Source organism: Streptomyces sp. NPDC091292 (genome assembly GCF_044757265.1).
Classification (GTDB): Bacteria; Actinomycetota; Actinomycetes; order Streptomycetales; family Streptomycetaceae; genus Streptomyces.
Genome location: NZ_JBIVUQ010000011.1, coordinates 248,785 through 268,104 on the forward strand (window position 1 = coordinate 248,785; position 19,320 = coordinate 268,104).

General features: G+C 71.1%; 20 protein-coding genes. 13 read left to right on the top strand and 7 right to left on the bottom strand.

What is annotated here, in order from left to right; genetic code table 11:
- The first annotated feature begins 29 nt into the window (after window positions 1–29).
- Window positions 30–1,214: a cytochrome P450 gene (locus tag ACIQNU_RS27550; protein WP_401371576.1), complete on the top strand. Its 1,185-nt coding sequence runs from the start codon at window positions 30–32 to the stop codon at window positions 1,212–1,214.
- A 3-nt stretch (window positions 1,215–1,217) separates the two neighbouring features.
- On the opposite strand, the gene ACIQNU_RS27555 is transcribed toward ACIQNU_RS27550, so the two are convergent.
- Entirely contained in the window at window positions 1,218–1,985 is a 768-nt protein-coding gene (locus ACIQNU_RS27555; RefSeq protein ID WP_401371626.1) for a polysaccharide deacetylase family protein, read from the bottom strand.
- A gap of 465 nt (window positions 1,986–2,450) precedes the next feature.
- Between ACIQNU_RS27555 and kdpF the strand changes: the two genes are divergently transcribed.
- From kdpF to ACIQNU_RS27580, 5 genes are all read left to right on the top strand, one after another.
- The gene (gene kdpF, locus ACIQNU_RS27560; protein ID WP_401371578.1) at window positions 2,451–2,540 is read left to right on the top strand and encodes a K(+)-transporting ATPase subunit F; all 90 of its coding nucleotides are present in this window, start codon (window positions 2,451–2,453) and stop codon (window positions 2,538–2,540) included.
- 8 nt (window positions 2,541–2,548) lie between these two features.
- A complete protein-coding gene (gene kdpA / locus ACIQNU_RS27565; RefSeq protein ID WP_401371580.1) occupies window positions 2,549–4,213 on the top strand; it encodes a potassium-transporting ATPase subunit KdpA in 1,665 nt (554 codons plus the stop codon).
- A gap of 62 nt (window positions 4,214–4,275) precedes the next feature.
- Window positions 4,276–6,402: a potassium-transporting ATPase subunit KdpB gene (gene kdpB, locus ACIQNU_RS27570; protein WP_401371628.1), complete on the top strand. Its 2,127-nt coding sequence runs from the start codon at window positions 4,276–4,278 to the stop codon at window positions 6,400–6,402.
- A 20-nt stretch (window positions 6,403–6,422) separates the two neighbouring features.
- On the top strand, window positions 6,423–7,088 hold the full coding sequence (locus ACIQNU_RS27575) for a potassium-transporting ATPase subunit C (protein ID WP_401371582.1): 666 nt from the start codon (window positions 6,423–6,425) through the stop codon (window positions 7,086–7,088).
- Between the two features lie 68 nt (window positions 7,089–7,156).
- Window positions 7,157–7,714 (top strand): cupin domain-containing protein, encoded by a 558-nt coding sequence (locus ACIQNU_RS27580; RefSeq protein ID WP_401371583.1) that lies wholly within the window; start codon window positions 7,157–7,159, stop codon window positions 7,712–7,714.
- Window positions 7,715–7,926: 212 nt separating this feature from the next.
- Here the strand turns inward: ACIQNU_RS27580 and ACIQNU_RS27585 are convergent, their stop codons facing one another.
- Window positions 7,927–8,193, bottom strand: coding sequence for a GlsB/YeaQ/YmgE family stress response membrane protein (locus tag ACIQNU_RS27585; protein ID WP_401371585.1), 267 nt, complete (start codon window positions 8,191–8,193; stop codon window positions 7,927–7,929).
- Window positions 8,194–8,435: 242 nt separating this feature from the next.
- Between ACIQNU_RS27585 and ACIQNU_RS27590 the strand changes: the two genes are divergently transcribed.
- Genes ACIQNU_RS27590 through ACIQNU_RS27600 form a run of 3 tightly spaced genes read left to right on the top strand, consistent with a single transcriptional unit; the run spans window position 8,436 to window position 12,062 of the window.
- Entirely contained in the window at window positions 8,436–8,792 is a 357-nt protein-coding gene (locus ACIQNU_RS27590; RefSeq protein ID WP_389888317.1) for an ArsR/SmtB family transcription factor, read from the top strand.
- The gene (gene mgtA, locus ACIQNU_RS27595; RefSeq protein ID WP_401371587.1) at window positions 8,782–11,379 is read left to right on the top strand and encodes a magnesium-translocating P-type ATPase; all 2,598 of its coding nucleotides are present in this window, start codon (window positions 8,782–8,784) and stop codon (window positions 11,377–11,379) included. The genes ACIQNU_RS27590 and mgtA overlap by 11 nt, the downstream gene beginning before the upstream one ends.
- Window positions 11,376–12,062 (top strand): lytic transglycosylase domain-containing protein, encoded by a 687-nt coding sequence (locus ACIQNU_RS27600; RefSeq protein ID WP_401371588.1) that lies wholly within the window; start codon window positions 11,376–11,378, stop codon window positions 12,060–12,062. Before mgtA ends, ACIQNU_RS27600 begins: the two co-directional genes overlap by 4 nt.
- A gap of 22 nt (window positions 12,063–12,084) precedes the next feature.
- On the opposite strand, the gene ACIQNU_RS27605 is transcribed toward ACIQNU_RS27600, so the two are convergent.
- Window positions 12,085–13,635 carry an LCP family protein gene (locus ACIQNU_RS27605; RefSeq protein ID WP_401371590.1) on the bottom strand — a complete coding sequence of 517 codons (1,551 nt, stop codon included), beginning with the start codon at window positions 13,633–13,635 and terminating at the stop codon, window positions 12,085–12,087.
- A gap of 193 nt (window positions 13,636–13,828) precedes the next feature.
- Here ACIQNU_RS27605 and tatA point away from each other — a divergent pair, with 193 nt between their 5' ends.
- The gene (tatA, locus tag ACIQNU_RS27610) at window positions 13,829–14,116 is read left to right on the top strand and encodes a Sec-independent protein translocase subunit TatA (protein ID WP_401371592.1); all 288 of its coding nucleotides are present in this window, start codon (window positions 13,829–13,831) and stop codon (window positions 14,114–14,116) included.
- Window positions 14,117–14,225: 109 nt separating this feature from the next.
- Here tatA and ACIQNU_RS27615 read toward each other — a convergent pair whose 3' ends face one another.
- Together ACIQNU_RS27615 and ACIQNU_RS27620 are read right to left on the bottom strand one after the other, a co-directional pair.
- Window positions 14,226–14,462 (bottom strand): hypothetical protein, encoded by a 237-nt coding sequence (locus ACIQNU_RS27615; RefSeq protein WP_401371593.1) that lies wholly within the window; start codon window positions 14,460–14,462, stop codon window positions 14,226–14,228.
- A 91-nt stretch (window positions 14,463–14,553) separates the two neighbouring features.
- On the bottom strand, window positions 14,554–15,207 hold the full coding sequence (locus tag ACIQNU_RS27620; RefSeq protein WP_401371595.1) for a hypothetical protein: 654 nt from the start codon (window positions 15,205–15,207) through the stop codon (window positions 14,554–14,556).
- Between the two features lie 333 nt (window positions 15,208–15,540).
- Here ACIQNU_RS27620 and ACIQNU_RS27625 point away from each other — a divergent pair, with 333 nt between their 5' ends.
- From ACIQNU_RS27625 to ACIQNU_RS27635, 3 genes are all read left to right on the top strand, one after another.
- Window positions 15,541–15,906, top strand: coding sequence for a PRC-barrel domain containing protein (locus ACIQNU_RS27625; protein ID WP_401371597.1), 366 nt, complete (start codon window positions 15,541–15,543; stop codon window positions 15,904–15,906).
- 184 nt (window positions 15,907–16,090) lie between these two features.
- The gene (locus ACIQNU_RS27630) at window positions 16,091–16,996 is read left to right on the top strand and encodes a LysR substrate-binding domain-containing protein (RefSeq protein ID WP_401371598.1); all 906 of its coding nucleotides are present in this window, start codon (window positions 16,091–16,093) and stop codon (window positions 16,994–16,996) included.
- A 187-nt stretch (window positions 16,997–17,183) separates the two neighbouring features.
- The gene (locus tag ACIQNU_RS27635; RefSeq protein ID WP_401371600.1) at window positions 17,184–17,939 is read left to right on the top strand and encodes an SDR family NAD(P)-dependent oxidoreductase; all 756 of its coding nucleotides are present in this window, start codon (window positions 17,184–17,186) and stop codon (window positions 17,937–17,939) included.
- Between the two features lie 165 nt (window positions 17,940–18,104).
- Here the strand turns inward: ACIQNU_RS27635 and ACIQNU_RS27640 are convergent, their stop codons facing one another.
- Both ACIQNU_RS27640 and ACIQNU_RS27645 read right to left on the bottom strand, forming a co-directional pair.
- Window positions 18,105–18,572 (bottom strand): GNAT family N-acetyltransferase, encoded by a 468-nt coding sequence (locus ACIQNU_RS27640; RefSeq protein WP_401371601.1) that lies wholly within the window; start codon window positions 18,570–18,572, stop codon window positions 18,105–18,107.
- A 46-nt stretch (window positions 18,573–18,618) separates the two neighbouring features.
- Window positions 18,619–19,254 carry a TetR/AcrR family transcriptional regulator gene (locus ACIQNU_RS27645; protein ID WP_401371602.1) on the bottom strand — a complete coding sequence of 212 codons (636 nt, stop codon included), beginning with the start codon at window positions 19,252–19,254 and terminating at the stop codon, window positions 18,619–18,621.
- Window positions 19,255–19,320: the final 66 nt, after the last annotated feature.

Below are 19,320 nucleotides of genomic sequence, written 5' to 3' on the forward strand. Positions count from 1 at the left end.
CTTCCGCACCGCTCGCGCGGCTCGACGCCTTGCAGCGCGACCCCTATCCGGTCTATGAACGGGCCCGCCGCGCCGACGGCCTCACCTATGTCGCGGAGTTCGACGCCTGGCTGGTCGCGCGGGACGCGGACGTACGGGAAGTGCTGCGCCGCCCCGACGACTTCTCGTCCGCCAACGCCCTGCGCCCCGATGTGATGCCCTGCCCGGCCGCGCTGGCCGTCCTCGGCGGAGGGTCCGCCAGGGGACCCGTCGTGCTCGGCGCGGACGGCGCACGCCACGCCGAACTGCGCGCGCCGATCGTCCGCGCGCTGTCACCGGCGCGGGTCGCCGCCGTCCGGCCGTACGCCACCGAGCGCGCCGCCGCCCTCGTGGACGCCTTCGCGGCGGACGGCGGGGTCGAACTGATGACCGCGTACGCCGAGCGGCTGCCCGGTGACGTCATCGGGCGGATCGTCGGGATCGACCCCGACGACGTGCCCGCCGTCGTGCGGGGCGGCCACCGCGCCGAGCAACTGCTGTTCCGGCCGCTCCCGGAGGGTGAGCAGATCGCCGCCGCCCATGACGTCGTCGCGATGCGCCGGATCCTCGACGCGGTCGTACGCGACCGCCGGGCCGCGCCCCGCGACGACCTCTGCTCGGAACTGGTCGCCTCCCTCGTCCCCGGCACCGACGACCTCACCCCGGAGCAGAGCGCGGAGTGCGTGGCGCACGTACAGAACCTGCTGCTCGCCGGGCACCTCACGACGACCGCGCTGATCGGTACGGCGCTGCTGCATCTGCTGCGCCACCGGGACCAGTGGGACCTGCTGTGCGCCGAGCCGGAGCGCATCCCGGACGCCGTCGAGGAAGCGGCGCGCTATGACACCGCGCTCCAGGGCTTCCGCCGGGTGACCACCCGGCCGATCGCGCTCGCCGGCACCGAACTCCCGGCGGGCGCACCGCTGTTCGTCGCCTTCGGGGCGGCAGGGCGTGACGGCGCCCGGCATGCGCGCCCCGACGTCTTCGACATCACGCGCGCTCCCGCCCGCCATCTCGCGTTCGGGTACGGCGTGCACGGCTGCCCCGGCTCCCAGCTCGCCCGCGACCAGGTGCGGCTCACGCTGGAGCTGTTCACACGGCGGCTGCCCACGCTCCGGCTCGCCGCCGACCGGCCGGTGACCATGCGCCCGACGATGATCCACCGCTCCCCGGAGACGCTCCATGTGGAATGGTGACCGTCAGGGGCGATAGACCGTCCCCGGCTCCGGCGTCCCCGGGGCCATGAGCTGCGGCACGGTCACGAACACGTACCCCCGCTTCTTCAGCTCGTCGACGATGCCGGGCACGGCGGGTACGGTGCCCTTGTAGATGTCGTGCAGCAGGATGATGCCGTCGCGGTCGGTCTGGTCGAGCACCCGCTTCTTGATGAGCGCCGAGTCCTCGGTCGTGTAGTCCTTCGCGGTGACGCTCCACAGCACCTCCGAGAGGCCGAACTCGCGGCAGATCTCGTGGACCGTGTCATTGGTGCGGCCCTGCGGCGGGCGCATCAGCGTCGGCCTGCGGCCGATCAGCTTCTCTATCGCGTCGTCGGGCCGCTTCAGCTCCTCGCGTATCTCGTCCGGCTCGATCTTGGTGAGGATCTTGTGGGACCAGGTGTGGTTCGCGATCTCGTGGCCCTCGGCGTCCATGCGCTTGACCAGCTCGGGGTAGCGCTCGATGTGCCGCTTGCCGAGCAGGAAGAAGGTCGCGGGCACCTTCTTCTCCTTGAGGATGTCGAGCAGCCGGGTGCTGTTCTCGCTCGGCCCGGCGTCGAAGGTGAGCGCCACACACTTCGCCTCACGGCAGTCCACCGTCCCGAACGCGCCCTTGCCGTCGTCGCCGGCGCCTTTGCGGACGGTGCTCGGCGACGTCGTGTCCAGCCGTGTGCACCCGCTCAGCGCGAGGCTCAGGGTCACCACCACGGAAAACAGGGCGGCGGCAGACAACCTCGACGGCCTTCGCCGCATCTTCGACGGTGCACTCATGTGCTTCGGTGACGCGTACATCTTTCGGGTGGACATGGCTCTGAGCGCGGACAGGGCGCCGCGCTGGTGATGTGCAGGCATATGACAACTATACATAGCGTGTATACACCACATGTATAGGGGGGGTCGCCACCCCCGGGACCGCCGCGGAATCCCCCGGACCCACCCGCGAACCACGACGTCTTTACGCCACCGGGTGATCTTTTTGCAGGTCAGGGGCGTGGGGCCGAACGGCGTACGGAAGCCGTCAATACCGTGCAGGGCAGCGTAAGAGCCCCGTCAACACCGGTCGGAAAGCGCCGGAAAGAAGGTTTCCTCAAACCGTTCGCTTGATCCACCAGAACCACTTTCCGCCAAGGAGCTAACGATGGCCGATGTGGCCTTCGTCGTCACCGTGATCGCCGTTTTCGCGCTGGTGGCGCTTGTCGCCAAGGGGGTGGCGAAGCTGTGAGCGCCGAGAACATCGTCGGCCTCGTCGTCGCCGTCGCCCTGCTGGGATATCTGATCCTCGCCCTCCTCTTCCCGGAGAGGTTCTGAGCGCCGACATGAGCCCCGAACTCGCCGGAGTGCTCCAGTTGCTCGCGCTCGTCGCGGCACTGGCGCTGGCCTACCGCCCGCTGGGCGACTACATGGCCCGCGTGTACTCCTCCGAAAAGCACCTCCGTGCCGAAAGATGGATCTACCGGAGCATCGGCGCCAACCCGAACGCCGAGATGCGCTGGCCCGCCTATCTCCGCTCGGTCCTCGCCTTCTCCGCCGTAGGTGTCCTCTTCCTCTATCTCCTCCAGCGGATCCAGGGCTCACTGCCCGGGTCCCTCGGCTTCTCCTCGATCGAGCCGGCGCAGGCGTTCAACACCGCCGCGTCCTTCGTGTCGAACACCAACTGGCAGTCGTACTACGGCGAACAGGCTATGGGCCATGTCGTGCAGACCGGCGGCCTCGCGGTGCAGAACTTCGTCTCCGCCGCCGTCGGCATCGCGGTCGCCGTGGCGCTGGTGCGCGGCTTCTCCCGGTCCCGTACCGGTGAACTCGGGAACTTCTGGGCCGACCTGGTGCGCGGCACCGTACGGATCCTGCTGCCCATCGCCGTGGTCGCCGCCGTCGTCCTGGTGGCGTGCGGCGCCATCCAGAACTTCTCCGGCATCCACGACGTCGGCCAGTTCTCGGGCGGCTCGCAGCAGTGGAACGGCGGCGCGGTCGCCTCGCAGGAGGCCATCAAGGAACTCGGCACCAACGGCGGCGGCTACTTCAACGCCAACTCCGCCCACCCCTTCGAGAACCCCAACGCGTTCTCGAACCTGTTCGAGATCTTCCTCATACTGCTGATCCCGTTCGCGCTCACCCGCACCTTCGGCACCATGGTCGGCTCGGTCCGCCAGGGCTACGCGATCCTCGGCACGATGGTCACTATCTGGGTCGCCTTCATCGCCCTGATGTGGTGGACCGAGTTCGCCCACCACAGCCCGGCGTACGAGATCGCGGGCGGTGCCATGGAGGGCAAGGAGAACCGCTTCGGGATCGGTGCCTCGTCCATCTTCGCGGTGTCCACGACACTCACGTCGACCGGCGCGGTCGACTCCTTCCACTCGTCGTACACCGGTCTCGGCGGCGGGATCACCATGCTCGGCATGATGCTCGGCGAGATCGCGCCCGGTGGTACCGGCTCCGGCCTCTACGGCATGCTGATCATGGCGATCATCGCGGTGTTCCTCGCCGGTCTGATGGTCGGCCGCACCCCCGAGTACCTGGGCAAGAAGATCGGCACCCGCGAGATCAAGTTCGCCGCGTGCTACATCCTCATCACCCCGGCGCTGGTCCTCGTCTTCACCTCCGCCGCGATGGCGCTGCCGACCCCGGGGCACTCCATCCTCAACCCGGGCGCGCACGGCTTCTCCGAGATCCTGTACGCGTACACCTCCGGCGCCAACAACAACGGCTCCGCGTTCGCCGGACTCAACGCGAACACCGACTGGTTCAACACCACGATCGGTCTGGCGATGCTGCTCGGCCGGTTCCTGCCGATGGTGTTCGTGCTCGCGCTCGCCGGATCACTCGCGCAGCAGCGGCCGGTACCGGTCACGGCAGGCACCCTCCGTACCGAGAAGCCCCTGTTCACCGGCCTGCTCGTCGGCACCATCCTCATCGTCACCGGTCTGACGTACTTCCCCGCGCTGGCCCTGGGCCCGCTCGCCGAGGGACTGGCGTCGTGACCGCCCGTATCCGCAAGAACGCACCGGACCACAACACACAGGACAAGAACGCAGAGGGCTCCATGTCCACAGCCACACCGACCCCCGCGCCGCACCAGGACGTGCCGACCGGGCACAAGGACGAAGGGCGGGTCGGCGCCGGTCTGTTCGACGCGCGGCAACTGCTGAAGTCGCTGCCCGACGCGTTCCGCAAACTCGACCCCCGGGTGATGGTCAAGTCGCCCGTCATGTTCGTCGTCCTCGTCGGCTCGGTCCTCACGACCGCGTTCTCGATCACGAAGCCCGGCGACTGGTTCGGCTGGGCGATCTCCGCCTGGCTGTGGCTCACGGTGATCTTCGCCAACCTCGCCGAGGCCGTCGCCGAAGGGCGCGGCAAGGCGCAGGCCGACACCCTCCGCAAGGCCAAGACGGACACCGTCGCCCGCCGGATCGGCGGCACCGACGGCAAGGGCGCCGCGGGCGGCAAGGGCTTCGAGGAGCGGGTGCCCGGCACCGAGCTGCGCATCGGGGACCTCGTGGTCTGCGAGGCGGGCGACATCATCCCCGGCGACGGCGATGTGGTCGAGGGTGTCGCGTCGGTGGACGAGTCGGCGATCACCGGTGAGTCGGCCCCGGTCATCCGGGAGTCCGGCGGTGACCGGTCGGCCGTCACGGGCGGCACCAAGGTGCTGTCCGACCGGATCGTCGTCAAGATCACGACGAAGCCCGGCGAGACCTTCATCGACCGCATGATCAGCCTGGTCGAGGGCGCCGCGCGGCAGAAGACACCGAACGAGATCGCGCTGAACATCCTGCTCGCCTCGCTCACCATCGTGTTCCTGCTCGCGGTCGCCACCCTGCCGCCGTTCGCGGACTACGCGGGCACCCACCTCAGCATGATCGTGCTGGTCGCCCTGCTGGTCTGTCTGATCCCGACGACGATCGGCGCACTGCTCTCCGCGATCGGCATCGCCGGCATGGACCGGCTGGTGCAGCGCAACGTGCTCGCCATGTCGGGGCGCGCGGTGGAGGCGGCGGGCGATGTGTCGACGCTGCTGCTCGACAAGACCGGCACCATCACCCTCGGCAACCGCCAGGCATCGGAGTTCGTCCCCGTGGCGGGCACCATGGAGGCCGAGGTCGCCGACGCCGCCCAGTTGTCGTCGCTCGCCGACGAGACCCCCGAGGGCCGCTCGATCGTGGTCCTCGCGAAGGAGCGGTACGGGCTGCGCGAGCGCCACCAGGGCGAGCTTGCGGGCGCCGACTGGATCGCCTTCACCGCGCAGACCCGGATGTCCGGCGTCGACGTGGACGGGCGCAAGATCCGCAAGGGCGCCGCCGGTTCGGTCCTGACCTGGGTCAGGGAACAGGGCGGCACGGCGTCCGACGACGCGGGCCGGATCGCGGGCGAGATCTCGGCGGCGGGCGGCACCCCGCTCCTCGTCGCGGTCCACGACACCGACGGGGCACGGGTCCTGGGCGTCATCCACCTCAAGGACGTCGTCAAGGACGGGATGCGGGAACGGTTCGGCGAGCTGCGCCGGATGGGCATCAAGACCGTCATGATCACCGGCGACAACCCGCTGACGGCGAAGGCCATCGCGGACGAGGCCGGCGTCGACGACTTCCTCGCGGAGGCCACGCCCGAGGACAAGATGGCGCTGATCAAGCGGGAGCAGGCGGGCGGCAAGCTCGTCGCGATGACGGGCGACGGCACGAACGACGCGCCGGCCCTCGCGCAGGCAGACGTGGGCGTCGCGATGAACACGGGCACCTCGGCCGCCAAGGAGGCCGGAAACATGGTGGACCTGGACTCCAACCCGACCAAGCTCATCGAGATCGTGGAGATCGGCAAGCAACTGCTGATCACCCGGGGCGCCTTGACGACGTTCTCCATCGCCAACGACGTCGCGAAGTACTTCGCGATCATCCCCGCGCTGTTCGCCGTGGTCTACCCGGGCCTCGACAAGCTCAACATCATGCGGCTGTCCTCGCCGGACACCGCGATCCTGTCGGCGGTCATCTTCAACGCGCTGATCATCATCGCGCTCGTACCGCTCGCCCTGCGCGGGGTCCGCTACCGGCCGGTGAGCGCGGACAAGCTGCTGCGGCGCAACCTCGGGATCTACGGGCTCGGCGGGCTGATCGCGCCCTTCATCGGCATCAAGATCATCGATCTGCTGATCTCCCTCATCCCCGGCCTGCACTGAACAGGAGCGTGTCGACAGCCATGAACAACTCGGTCACCAACACGGCGCGGCTGTTCGCGGCGGGCCTGCGGGCCCTCCTCGTCCTGACCGTCGTCACCGGAGTCCTCTACCCGCTCGCGATCCTGGGCATCGGTCAGGGCCTCTTCGGCGACAAGGCGAACGGCTCGGAGATCAAACACGACGGCAAGGTCGTGGGCTCCTCACTCATCGGGCAGGCGTACAACCTGCCCCTGAAGGCCGGGCAGGACACCCCGGAGCCCGATCTCAAGTGGTTCCAGGGCCGCCCGCAGAACGGCCTCGGCACCAACACCGTCAACACCCAGTACAAGCTGATCCTGTCCGGCGCGACCAACCTCGCCGGGGACAACGAGAAGCTGGTGAAGATGGTCGAGGACGCCAAGGCCGCCGTCATCAAGGACAACTCGACGCCCGGCTACACGGTCCGGCCCTCGCAGGTGCCCCCGGACGCGGTCACCTCGTCGGGCTCCGGACTCGACCCGGCGATCTCCCCGCAGTACGCGGATCTCCAGGTGCACCGGGTCGCCGAGAAGAACAACCTTCCGGTCGCCCAGGTGCAGAAGCTGGTCGACGAGCACACGGAGGGCCGTCTGCTCGGTTTCATGGGCGAGCCCACCGTGAACGTCCTCCAGTTGAACATCGCGCTCAAGAATCTCACCAAGGGCTGACCAACTCCCCACGCGGAGAAGGTTTATGAGGCAACATCACCTCGTTGTGTTCGCCGGAGGTGGTAGGTATGACGTCTTCCTCGACCACGGGTGTGCTGGCGCGCGTCCCGGAGCTGCTGCGGGGCGTGCAGCCGGAACAGGCGGGGGCGGTGTGGCGGCTGTCGGCGCAGGCCCGGCAGCTCGACGCCCATGTCGTCCGGCTGGGTCCGGGCGCACCGCTGGTCGCGCACGTGGAGCCCGATCTCGACGTGCTGCTGTACGTCACCGGTGGCAGCGGTTGGCTGACCACCGGCGGCAGCAGGCAGGACCTGGTCCCGGGCTCGGTCGCCTGGCTGACGCACGGCACCGCACGGACCCTCGTCGCGGGGGACGAGGGCCTGAGCTATCTGACCGTGCACAAGCGGCGCCCCGGACTGGCCATGCGGTCCTCGACGGCGCCGGGGCACGAGGACGGGGCGGGAGGCGGCAGTTCGGGAGGGGGCCGGGGCCGTACGGGAGTGGGCGGTGCCGGTTCCGGTGCCGGTGGGGCCAGGTCGGTCGTCTGCGCCGACTGCGGTCACTTTCCCCGCGAGTGGGACGCCCGGTTCTGTGCCCGGTGCGGGGCGCGGCTGATGCGGCAGGGGTAAGGCGGGCCGGATCGGGCCGACCGGATCGGGCCGGGGTGCGTGCGGGAAGGGACCCGCCGCCGACGTGCTGTGGGTGGGGTGGGCACGCCGGCGGCGGGCGACTGGGGCGGCGTCGGACGATGACGCCCTCGACGCCGAACTTCCGGTGGACGCCTGGAGAATCTACAGCACTGTAGAAGTTGCTGAACAGGCGACCGGTCGGGCGCCCTGGGTCAGTCGCGGGAGTTGCCGAACAGCAGGCGGTAGCCGATCAGCAGGACCAGGGAGCCGGCGATCGCCGCGCCCCAGGTGGGAAGATCGAAGAACTCCTTCGCGACGGGCCGGTCCAGGAACTTCGCGGAGAGCCAGCCGCCCACGAACGCGCCCGCGATACCGATGAGAGTGGTGCCGATCAGCCCGCCCGGGTCCCGGCCGGGCAGCAGGATCTTGGCGATCGCCCCGGCCACGAGTCCCAGGATGATCCAGCTGATGATGCCCACGGTGTCGACTCCTCGTATCTGACGCGTACGTGATGTATCTGACGCGTACGTGATGCGTATGCGATGATTCATTGCTTGGTTGCGCAACTGTACAGACGCTGAGGGAGACGCGAGAAGGGCGCCGCCGGTTGCGCCTGCCGGGCGCGTACCCGGGGAGACATCACCGCACGCCTAGACTGAGCGGCACATCCGGACGGACAGCACAGACAGCCAGCACAGACAGGCAGAACGGGAGAGGCACCGTGGCGGCAGAGGCCGGCGACTTCGAGGATCCGCCCGCCGACGTATTGGCGGAGGCGGCTGCCGCCTTCGGGCTGCTCGCATCGCCCGCGCGGCTGCACATCGTGTGGGCACTCGCCCAGGGCGAAAGCGATGTCACCGGGCTCGCCGAGCGCGTCGGCGGTGCGCTGCCCGCCGTGAGCCAGCATCTGACGAAGCTGAAACTGGCCGGGCTCGTACGGTCCCGGCGCGAGGGCCGGCGGCAGGTGTACTTCGTCGACGACACGGACGTGGTGACCGTGGTCCGGCTCATGGTCGGCCAGTTGACCGACCGCGCCGCGCACCCCGCCGCGCGCCCCCTCCGAGGCCTTGGCGCCTGAGACCGCCGCGGACCTCACCTCCTTGCAGGTCCTGCGGCACGTGGACAGCGGGCCGCGCGGGCTGACCGACGCCCAGGCCGAGGAACGGCTCGTCACCCTCGGCGCCAACACGGTGCCCGCCTGGCGCGCGCCGTCCTGGCCCCGGCTGCTCGTCCGCAGTGTGCGCGACCCGTTCACGGCCGTCCTGCTCTGCCTCGGACTCGTCTCCTCACTGGTCGCCGCCTGGGGCACCGCCTGTGTGATCCTCCTGCTGGTCGTCGTGAGCTGCGTCCTGCGCTCCGTCGGCGAGCACCGCGCCGACCGTTCCATGGCGTCCCTGCGGGACCTCGTCGCCACCACCGCCACCGTCCTGCGACGCACCTCGCCGGACGGGACGCCCCGGGCCCGCGAGATCCCCGTCGAGGAACTCGTACCCGGCGACGTCGTCCGGCTCGGGCCCGGCGATCTCGTCCCGGCCGATGTGCGGCTGCTGCGGTCCGGCGGACTGACCGTCCACCAGGCGGCGCTCACGGGGGAGTCGGCGCCCGTGGCCAAGGGCGCCGTCGACGCACCGGGTGTGACCGCGCTCGCCGGACCGGCCGGGCCACCGGACCCGTTCGGGGTACCGCAGCTCTGCTTCCAGGGCAGCAGCGTCGCCTCGGGCAGCGGGACCGCCGTCGTCGTCGCGACCGGCCCCCGTACCCGCTTCGCCGCCGCGTACCGCCGCCCCGGCCGCCGCGAGGCCAGCGCCTTCGACCGGTCCGTGCACGGCATCTCCTGGGTCCTCATCCGGTTCATGCTGCTCACCCCGCCGCTGGTCCTGATGGCCAACGCGGCGCTGCGCGGACGCGGCCTGGAAACCCTGCCGTTCGCCGTCGCGGTCGCCGTCGGACTCACCCCCGAGATGCTGCCGGTCATCGTCACCACCTGTCTGGCGCGCGGCGCGTCCCTGCTCGCCCGCACCCACGGCGTGATCGTCAAGCGGCTGCCCGCGCTGCACGACCTCGGCGCCGTCGACGTCCTGTGCCTCGACAAGACCGGCACCCTCACGCAGGACCGGCCCGTCGTGGACCGGGCGCTCGACGCGGCCGGGCGCGACGACCCCGACGTCCTGCGCTGGGCCGCCGTGAACTCCTGGTGGACCCTCCAGCTCGCCGACCTGCCCGCACCCGACGCCCTGGACGAGGCGATCCTCGACGCGGCGGGCGAGGACGAACCGCTGCGCCACGACGGCGTGACCGCCCTGCCCTTCGACCCGGTACGCCGCCTGTCCACGGCGGTCGTCCGGCCCCCGGGCCGCCTCGGCCTGCACACCCTCGTCGTCAAGGGCGCCGTCGAGGCGGTCCTCGAACGCTGCGCGATGGAGCCCGGCGAGCGGGACGCGCTGCTCGCCCTCGCCGCGCGCGAGGCGGACAGCGGGCTGCGCCTCCTCGCGGTCGCGACCGCCGAACGGCCCGCCCGCACCCGCGACTGGACGCCCGCCGACGAACGCGGACTCACCTTCGCCGGCTTCGTCACCCTCCGGGACGCACTCATACCGACCGCCGCCGACGCACTCAAGGTCTTCGCCGACCGGGGCGTCGCCGTCAAGATCCTCACCGGCGACCACCCCGGCACCGCCGCCCGCGCCTGCCGCGACCTCGGCATCGACCTCGGCCCCGGCGACCTCCTCACGGCCGACCGGATCGACGCCCTCACCGACGCCGAACTCGCCCGCGCCGCATCCCGTACGACGGTCTTCGCGCGCTGCACACCCGAGCACAAGGCCCGGATCACCGACGCCCTGCGCGCCGCCGGGCACACCACGGGGTTCCTCGGCGACGGCGTCAACGACCTGCCCGCGCTGCACGCCGCCGACGTCGGGATCGCCCCGCGCCAGGCCGTCGACGTGACCCGCGAGAGCGCCGACGTGGTGCTCGCCGAGAAGGACCTCACGGCCATCGACCACGCCATCACCGCGGGCCGCTACAGCAGCGGCAACATCGCCACCTATCTGCGGATCACCCTGTCGTCCAACCTCGGCAACGTCATCGCGATGCTCTCCGCGGGACTCCTGCTGCCGTTCCTGCCGATGCTGCCCGCGCAGGTACTCGCGCAGAACCTCTGCTTCGACGCCGCGCAGCTCGCCTTCGCCTACGACCGTCCGCACCCCGCCGCGCTGCGCCGCCCGACCGTGCTGCGGCCCCGGGACTTCCTGCGCTTCATCACCGGCTTCGGCGCCCTCAACGCCGTCGCCGACCTCGCCACCTTCACCGTCCTGTTCTTCGCGCTGCACAGCTCCGGCGCCGCCGACAACGAAGAGGTCTTCCACTCCGGCTGGTTCACCGAGAACCTGCTCACCCAGGCCCTGGTGATGCTGCTGCTTCGCGCGGGCAACCGCAGCGCGCAGGGCCGCGCGCCCAGCCCCGTCGCCTGGGCCGCCGCAGGACTCGCCGCCGTCGGCCTGCTGCTGCCGCTCTCACCGCTCGGCCCGCCCCTCGGCATGGAGGCCCTGCCCGGCCTCTACTACGTGCTGCTCGCCGCCGTACTCGCCCTGTACGCGACCGGCCTGATGGCGGTACGCGCCCGCTATGTACGGCGGTCGATGCGGGCCGGGATCGCGCCGTGAGCGGGAACGCGCCGCGCCGGCGCTGGATCGTTCTGCCGGTGGCGGCGCTCGCCGTCTGGGCGCTGGCGCGCGGCTGCGGCCCGGAATCGGGCACCGCGTCCCCCACGGCTTCACCGACGCCCCGTACCTCGGCCACTCAGCCGGAGAGCGGGTCGCCCTCACCCAGCCCGTCCGCCACGGGACTCTCCGGCTCCTACGACCCCGCCGACTACGCTTCCGAGGTCCGCACCCGGGCCCAACAGGCAGGCGTCAGCCCGCAGTTGGTCATGGCGGTCCTCTACAACGAGTCGTACAAACCGCACGACCCGGACCTGGAGCGGGCCTGGCAGCGCTACAAGCCCGACGCCGCCTTCGGTATCGGGAACATGCACCGGGCCACCTTCGACATGACCAAGCGCGGCCGGGACTTCGCGGACCGGAGCTGGGAGGAGTTGCCCGACGACCGGGACCTCGCGATCCGGTCCACCGCCTGGTACCTGCACGATCTGGCGGCCCAGCTCCCGTCCCGCTGGACCGGCCCCTACACCCGCGACGAACTCCTGGCCCTCGGCTACAACACCGGCGCCGGCAACATGCTCGCCTTCGCCCGCGACGTCTCACCGGGCAGCCAGGCCCGGTCCTATCTGACCCGGCTGCGCGACAACTGGGAGAAGGCGGGCAAGGCGGTCGACGCCCCCTCCTAGGCCGACAGGGCCTCGGGTCCGGTCAGCCGTACGACAGGTTCGAGCACGGGTTGTCGTCCGCCGAGCGGGCGTCGTCGGCGACCGTGGAGGGGACCGCCGTCGGTTCGGTGGAGGCGGGGGGCGAGGGGTCGGCCGCGTACGCCGAACCGAGGACCACGTTGATGCCGGCTGCCGCCGTCGTGGAGCGGAGTGCGGCCCCGGCGAAGAGACGGGCGACGGTCTCCGCCTTCGTCTTCTGCCCCGGCCCGTACTCGATGAGCGTGCCGGTGTGGTCCTGGGTGCTCGCGGTCGCCGTGCCCGTCACCGTGAATCCGTGCTCCTTGAGGGTGCCGGCCGCTTCGGCGGCGAGACCCGTGACGGTGGTGCCGTTGTAGACGGCGACGGCGATACCGGCGCCCGACACCGGTCCGCTCGGGCTCTTCGTGGTGCCCGGCTTCTTCGTCTCCTTCTTCTTGCCGCTGGCGTCCGTGCCGTCGATGGTGCGGTCCGCCTTGAGCGCCGCCCACAGCGCACTGGCGTCCGGTTCCACGATCGCGACGCGGTTGCCCTCGTAACGCCAGGGGATGGTGACGAATTTGGTGTTGTGCAGGTCGATGCTCTTCAGCGACATCGCGAACGAGATCAGCTTGTCGGCGGAGCCGAGGCCCGGGTCGACGGTCATCGAGTCGGTGGCGGCGTTCGCGAGTGGCAGCAGCTTGGTCGGCGTGAGCCCGTCGCTCTTCACCTTCTTCATCAGGCTGGCGACGAACGCCTGCTGGCGCTTGATCCGGCCTATGTCGGAGCCGTCGCCGATGCCGTGCCGGATGCGTACGTAGTCCAGCGCCTGCTGGCCCGCGACCTCCTGCTCGCCCTTGTGGAAGAGGAGTTTGCCCTGCGTGAGGCGGCTGGGGCTGAGGTCCTTCTGGTAGATGTCCTGCGGCAGACAGACCTTGACGCCGCCCACGACATCCGTCAGCGCCGCGAACCCCTTGAAGTCGACGACCACGGTGTGGTCCACGCGCAGTCCGGTCAGATGTTCCACGGTGTTCTGCGTGCACGCCGGGTTGCCCTTGGCCGTCTGGCCCACCGAGTACGCCGCGTTGAACATGGTGTTCTCCTGCGGCTTCGTCCAGGTGCCGTCGGGCAGTTTGCAGGGCGGGATGGTGAGCAGGGTGTCGCGGGGGATGGACACCGCGACGGCGTGCTTGTGGTCGGCGTACACATGCAGCAGGAAGGCGGTGTCCGAGCGGCCTATGTCGCCCTTGTCGCCGCCGCCGAGCGCGCTGTTGCCGCCGGTACGGGCGTCGGAGCCGATGACGAGGACGTTCTCGCCCTTGGACGCCGCCGCGTCGGGCCGGTTGTCGGAGAGGCCGTCCGCCTCGAACGTGTCGATGTTGCCGTTCAGCTTGAGGTACATCCAGCCCGCGCCCGCCGTCGCGAGGACCACCAGGGAGAGGAAGATCAGCAGGGTGAGGCGCAGCCCGCGGCCCTTGCGGCGCCGCCTGCCGCGTGCGGCGGCCCTGCCTTCGTGGGCGGCGGCCTCCGCGTGGGCGCCCCGGCGCCGTGGGGGTGCCGCCTGCGGGCTCCGTGTCATCTGCGCACCCCTCGTTCGGTCCGGATCCACCCGGTGGACGTCCGGCTCGGTCCGGCTCCGTCGGGAAGACGGTTGTCGGTCAGGTAGACGGTTGACCCCGCCCCTTGGTTGTACAGTTGCGCAATGTAGCAATCTTTAGTGGGTGCCATGCGAGCGGTCGGCGCCCTTGGCCGGAGAGGACGGGACGACGGGAATGTTGCGCAACGGACTGGAGCCATGGCATCTGCTGATCGTGGCGATCGTGCTCATCGTGCTGTTCGGCTCCAAGAAACTGCCGGACACGGCACGGGCCGTGGGGAAGTCCCTGCGGATCCTCAAGAGTGAGACGAAGGCGATGAAGGAGGAAGGGGCGGCCCCGGGCGGCCCGGCCCCCGCCGCCGCGACTCCGGCCGACCCGACTCCCGCCGACCGGACTCCTCCTGCCGAAGCGGTCGAGGGGGCGGCACGGCTCTCCACCGAGCAGAAGGACGCCGTGCGCTGACGCGAGTGCGGCCCGGCCCCGGGGCGGGGCCGGGCCGCCGCGCGTCGGGCGCGGGTGCGCGGTGGTGGCGTACGCGGCCTTGGTGTGCGCGGTGGTGGCGTACGCGCGCTCAGGGGCTCGCGCCGTCGAATCCGTACCGCACGGGCTCGTCGCCGCTGCTCAGCGCGCGCCGGTACACGTACAGCGCCTCCACCTTCACCCGTGCCTCGTTCGGTGCCGCGTCGACCTCGCACGGATAGGTCACCTGGACCACCGACGGCCGGTCGGCGACCCGCATCCGCAATCCGTCGGCGGGCCCTCCGGAGAGCACCGCCGTCTCCCACTCCGCCACTGCTTCAGCATCCATATGAATACTTTAAAGGTTGCGCAATGCTGAAAGTGAAGCCTTGGTGGCGCGGTCTTCGCGAGGTCTCCGTCAGGCCGTCGGGAGGTCTTCGTCAGGAGCCCAACTTGCCCTTGACGTCGGCGACCTGGGGCCCGGTGTCCTGGGCCGGAGGCCGCCAGGCGAACGGGGCCTCCGTGCCGTCCGTGTAGACGAGCTTGCCCTGCTGGGCCTGGGCGGGCGTGATGTCGAAGATCCGGGCGCGGGTCGCCGTCGTCCCCGGCTCGATGGGCCCTGACGCCACGTACCCGTCGAGGGTGACCTGTCCGGCGTTGCCGCCGCCCGGCGTGACCGGCTTGCCGTCCGGGCCGATCCACTGCCAGCCGCCGGCCGCCGACTCCTCGTCGGCGGCGTTCGCGCTCATCGACTTCTCGCTGAGGACGACGACGGCGAACACGCCGTTCTGCGGGGTCGCCGCGCCGCCCTTCGTGGCGTAGACGACGGTCGTCGGGGTGATCTCCAGGATGCCGATCGTCTTCCCGCCCACGGTCCGCTGGGGCTCGTTCCAGCCGACGGCGGCGGGACCCGAGTCGTCGACGGCCGGTGCGTCGGTGGCGGTGGTGGTGGGGCTCGGCTGCTTCGCGGGCTGGGACGTCGTGGGACTGGCCGACGGCTTGGCGCCGCCGTCGTCGTCGGTGCCGTTCTCACAGGCGGTGAGGGCGAGACAGGTGACGGCCGCCAGGCTGGCGGCGATGAGTGCTCTGCGCATGATTCCCCCCAAGGCTTCGGTACGCAGGGGGACCGTAGCGCTCACAGATGGCGCACAGGAGTCCGGTCGCGGATTTGGGACGTACGGGATACCGCCGTGACAGATCCGCCGCATTCCCACCCGTCCCACGGGCCCCGCTGTCCCCTTCGCCGGCCTTTCCCAGGGACGCTCATGACCGTCCGCTCACCGATTGCCCGCCGTCTCCGCGAGCACGCGTACCGCCCGCGTGGAGCGGGAAGACCCCCGGATACGGCGGGCCACGGAGGGCACCGCCCAAAAGCCGCGCGGTGACGGGGGCCGTGGCGGCACGCCCGGCACACGGAAGGAGAGCGGATGAGCATCGACAGACCGTGGTCGTACCGACCGGAGAGCGGACACAAGGAGGGCCAGGACCTGACAGGGTTCACCGTCGAGGCGACCGACGGCACGGTCGGACAGGTGGACCGGCAGGCCGACGTCTCCGACATGCGGCACCTCGTGGTCGAGACCGGGGTGTGGGTCTTCGGCAAGAGCGTCCTGGTCCCGTCGGGAGCCGTCACGGGGATCGACCCGGGAGCCCGGCAGATCACGCTGGCGTTCACGAGGGACGAGGTCAAGGCCGCCCCCTTGTTCCGGACCGACAGCGAGACACGGGACCCGGACTACTTGGGCAGGGTCGACGCGTACTACCGGGCGCTGCCCCCGAGGCAGCCCGCGTGAGCTGACACCCGCGAGGGCCCGCGACGCCCCGCGAGGCCCCGCGACCGAACTCCCGCCGACCCGCCCCGTGGCCGAACCGGCCACTGGTGAGCGGGGTCGGCGGCCATCGGCCCCGTAGCGAGCCGCCACCGGATCTGGTGGGCGTGTGTGGCGTGGGGTGTGGCGGCCGTGGTCCGATGAGCGCATGGAACTGCGGGAGATGCGCGCGTTCGTCGCGGTCGTCGAGGAGGGCGGGTTGTCCGCCGCGGCCCGCCGACTGCACCTCAGCCAGCCGGCCCTGTCGCAGACCATGGTGTCCCTGGAGCGGCAGTTCGGCGTGCGGTTGCTGGAGCGCAGCAGTTCCGGGGTCCGGCCCACCGACGCCGGGACCACCCTGCTGAGCGAGGCCCGCGCGGTACTGGCCCGCCATGACCGGGCGCTGACCGCGATGGCCGCCCACACCGCTTCCGGAGGCGGCGTGCTGCGGATCGGCATCCCGCTGGAGCTGCCGGGTGACCTGCTCCCGCGCGCCCTGGCCGCACTCGCCGACGCCTACCCCGACACCCGCGTCCAGGCCCGTCACCTGTCGACCGCCGAGCAGGTGACGGCCCTGCGCACCGGCGAACTCGACCTCGGCCTGCTGCGTGAACGGCCCGCGGGACCGGACCTCGACGCGATGCTCGTCGTGGCGGAGCCCCTCGGTGTCCTGCTGGCCACGGAGCTGGCCGACAAGGTGAGGGGACCCGAGGGGATCCGTCTGGACGCCCTGGCCGGACTGGACTGGGTCGGCTTCCCCCGCGCGGGCAGCCCCGCCTGGTACGACACCCTCACCGCGACCCTGCGCGGCCACGGCATCGACCCCGGCCCCGAAGCCCCGGCGGGACAGACGCTCATCGCCGAGGTCAAACTCGCCGCTGTCGGCACCGGCCGGGCGTTCACCCTCGCGCCCCCCGACTGGTCGCAACCGCTCCCGGACACCGTCACCTGGTCCCCGCTCACCGGCCACCCTCTCGTAAGGCGCACCTGGGCGGTCTGGCCCGCCGGCTCCCACCGGCGCGACCTCGGCCACCTCGTCGCGGCCCTGGACCAGCCGCCGACCGCCGACGAGTGACGTTCGAGCCCGTGTGGTTTCGGCCCTGAAGTTCCAGGTCAGAGCCCTCTAAGCGGCGCTTATAGGGGCCATCGGTCCCGTGTATGGCCTCCCGGGAAGTGCGCGCGGCGTCCGCGGCTTGCACCACGTGCGTCCACACATTCGCGCAGCACGTATGCGCAGCACACATATTCAGGAGTGAGCGGCAATGTCTGAAGCATCTGAACTGGCCGGGGCGTCGGCCCTGGTGACGGGCGGGACCAGCGGTATCGGCCGGGCGACCGCGCTGGCGCTGGCCGGCCTCGGCGCGCGGGTCGTCCTCTCCGGCCGTGACGCCGACCGCGGCGGCAAGGTCGTGGCGGAGATCGAAGCGGCGGGCGGCGAGGCCCACTTCGTGGCCGCCGACCTGCGCGACGAGACCTCGGCCCGCACCCTCGCCCGCGAGGCCGCCGCGCTCGTCGGACCGCTCGACATCCTCGTCAACAACGCCGGGATCTTCCCGTTCGGACCGACCGGCGAGGCCACGGAGGCCGACTTCGACGCGACGTACGGGCTGAACGTGAAGGCGCCCTACTTCCTGGTCTCCGAGATCGCCCCGGGCATGGCCGAACGCGGCCGGGGCTCGATCATCAACGTGAGCACGATGGTCGCCGAGTACGGCGCGGACGGCATGGCCCTGTACGGCTCCAGCAAGGCCGCGCTGGTCCTGCTGACCAAGGCGTGGGCGGCGGAGTACGGGCCGCGCGGCGTCCGCGTGAACGCGGTCAGTCCGGGCCCGACCCTCACCGAGGGCACCGCCGGAATGCCCGACGGCTCCCTCGACGCCCTCGCCTCCCAGGCCCCGGCCGGCCGGCCGGGAACCACCCAGGAGGTGGCCGCCGCCATCGTCTACCTCGCCACGGACCGCTCCAGCTTCGTCCAGGGGGCGGTACTGCCGGTCGACGGGGGTCGGATCGCCGTCTGACGCACCCTCAACTCCGGTCTGGGGGACCGGCCGGGCGCGGGCCCACGTCGTCATCATGGCCGCGTCCGGCCGAGTCGCTGGATGCCCCTCAGGCCGGAAGGGCGGCACCGCGCACCGCCTCCGTACCCGCACGCGGTCACCGAACAGGAAGGGTGGTGACGACACTTACGGGTACGCGGGCCCGTTCCGCGGTCGGTGAAGGTAGAACAGCTCGGGGTCGCCCTCGTCGAGGCCGTGGAGGAGGCCGGCCGGGCTCCATCCGGCGCGGTGGAGCAGGCGCTGCATCGGCTGGTTGGAGACGTTGGTCGAGGTGAACAGCTTCGGGGTCGTGCACGAGGCGGCCGTGGCGTCCAGCAGCCGGCGGCCGACGCCTCTGCCGCGCGCTGGCGGCGCCACCATCAGCATCGTGACGAAGCCCTGCTCGAAGAACGTGTACTCCAGCACGCAGTAGCCCAGCAGACCGGACGAGTCCTCCGCCACGAGCGCCCGACCCCGCCCGCACCACCTGCGGATACTCGCTCGGCGCTCGCCGTCCCCGCCCGCCGCGACCGTGTCGATCTCCGCCAGCGCGTCCGACTCCGTCTCCAGCGCACGGCGCACAACGATGTCGCCGAGGTCCACCACTCCGTCCACGAACCCATGCTGCCAGTCGGCGGCGCCCGCCGCCCAGGCGGATTTCTCAGGCGCTCCGGCGCGGTGCCGCAGGGGTCAGGCGGGCCGCCGGTGGGAGCGGGGTGTGGTCCGGGGACGACTGGAAGGCCTGGATCGCGAGTGCGGCGAAGCGGCGGGAGGCCGCGATCCGGACGGTCGGCGTTCCGGCGTGGATGCCGCCGTTGGCCATGAGCATGAGGATCAGATCGTCCAGGACGAAGTCGGGGCGCAGACGGCCGGTGTCCTGGGCGCGGCGGGCCAGTTCGGCGATCGACGTGAGTGTGGCCGCACGATCCGCGGCGAAGTCGATCGCGCCGGGGAACGTCGACATGAAGGCCGCGGTGAAACCCCGGTCGCGCGCGTGCAGCTCGCAGATCCTCTCGATCACGAGGCAGAAACCGTGCCACGGATCCGGGTCGGCGAGCCCTTCCTCCACGATCGTCCGGCATACGCGCATCTGGTCCGTGAACGCCTCCGTCGCAAGGAGCTGCTTGGTCGGGAAGTGGCGGTAGAGGGTGGCGGGGCCGACCCCGGCGCGCCGGGCGATCTCCCGCAGCGGCACGTTCAGACCCTCGACGGCGAACACCGCACGGGCCGCGTCGAGGATGCGCTCGCGGTTGTCCCGGGCGTCGGAGCGCGGGGTGTGAGGCAAACGGTCGGTCACGCTCTCACTTTAGCCAAACGGACGCAGGCGTCCGTTAACGTCCGACGGCAGCACAGAACACAGAGC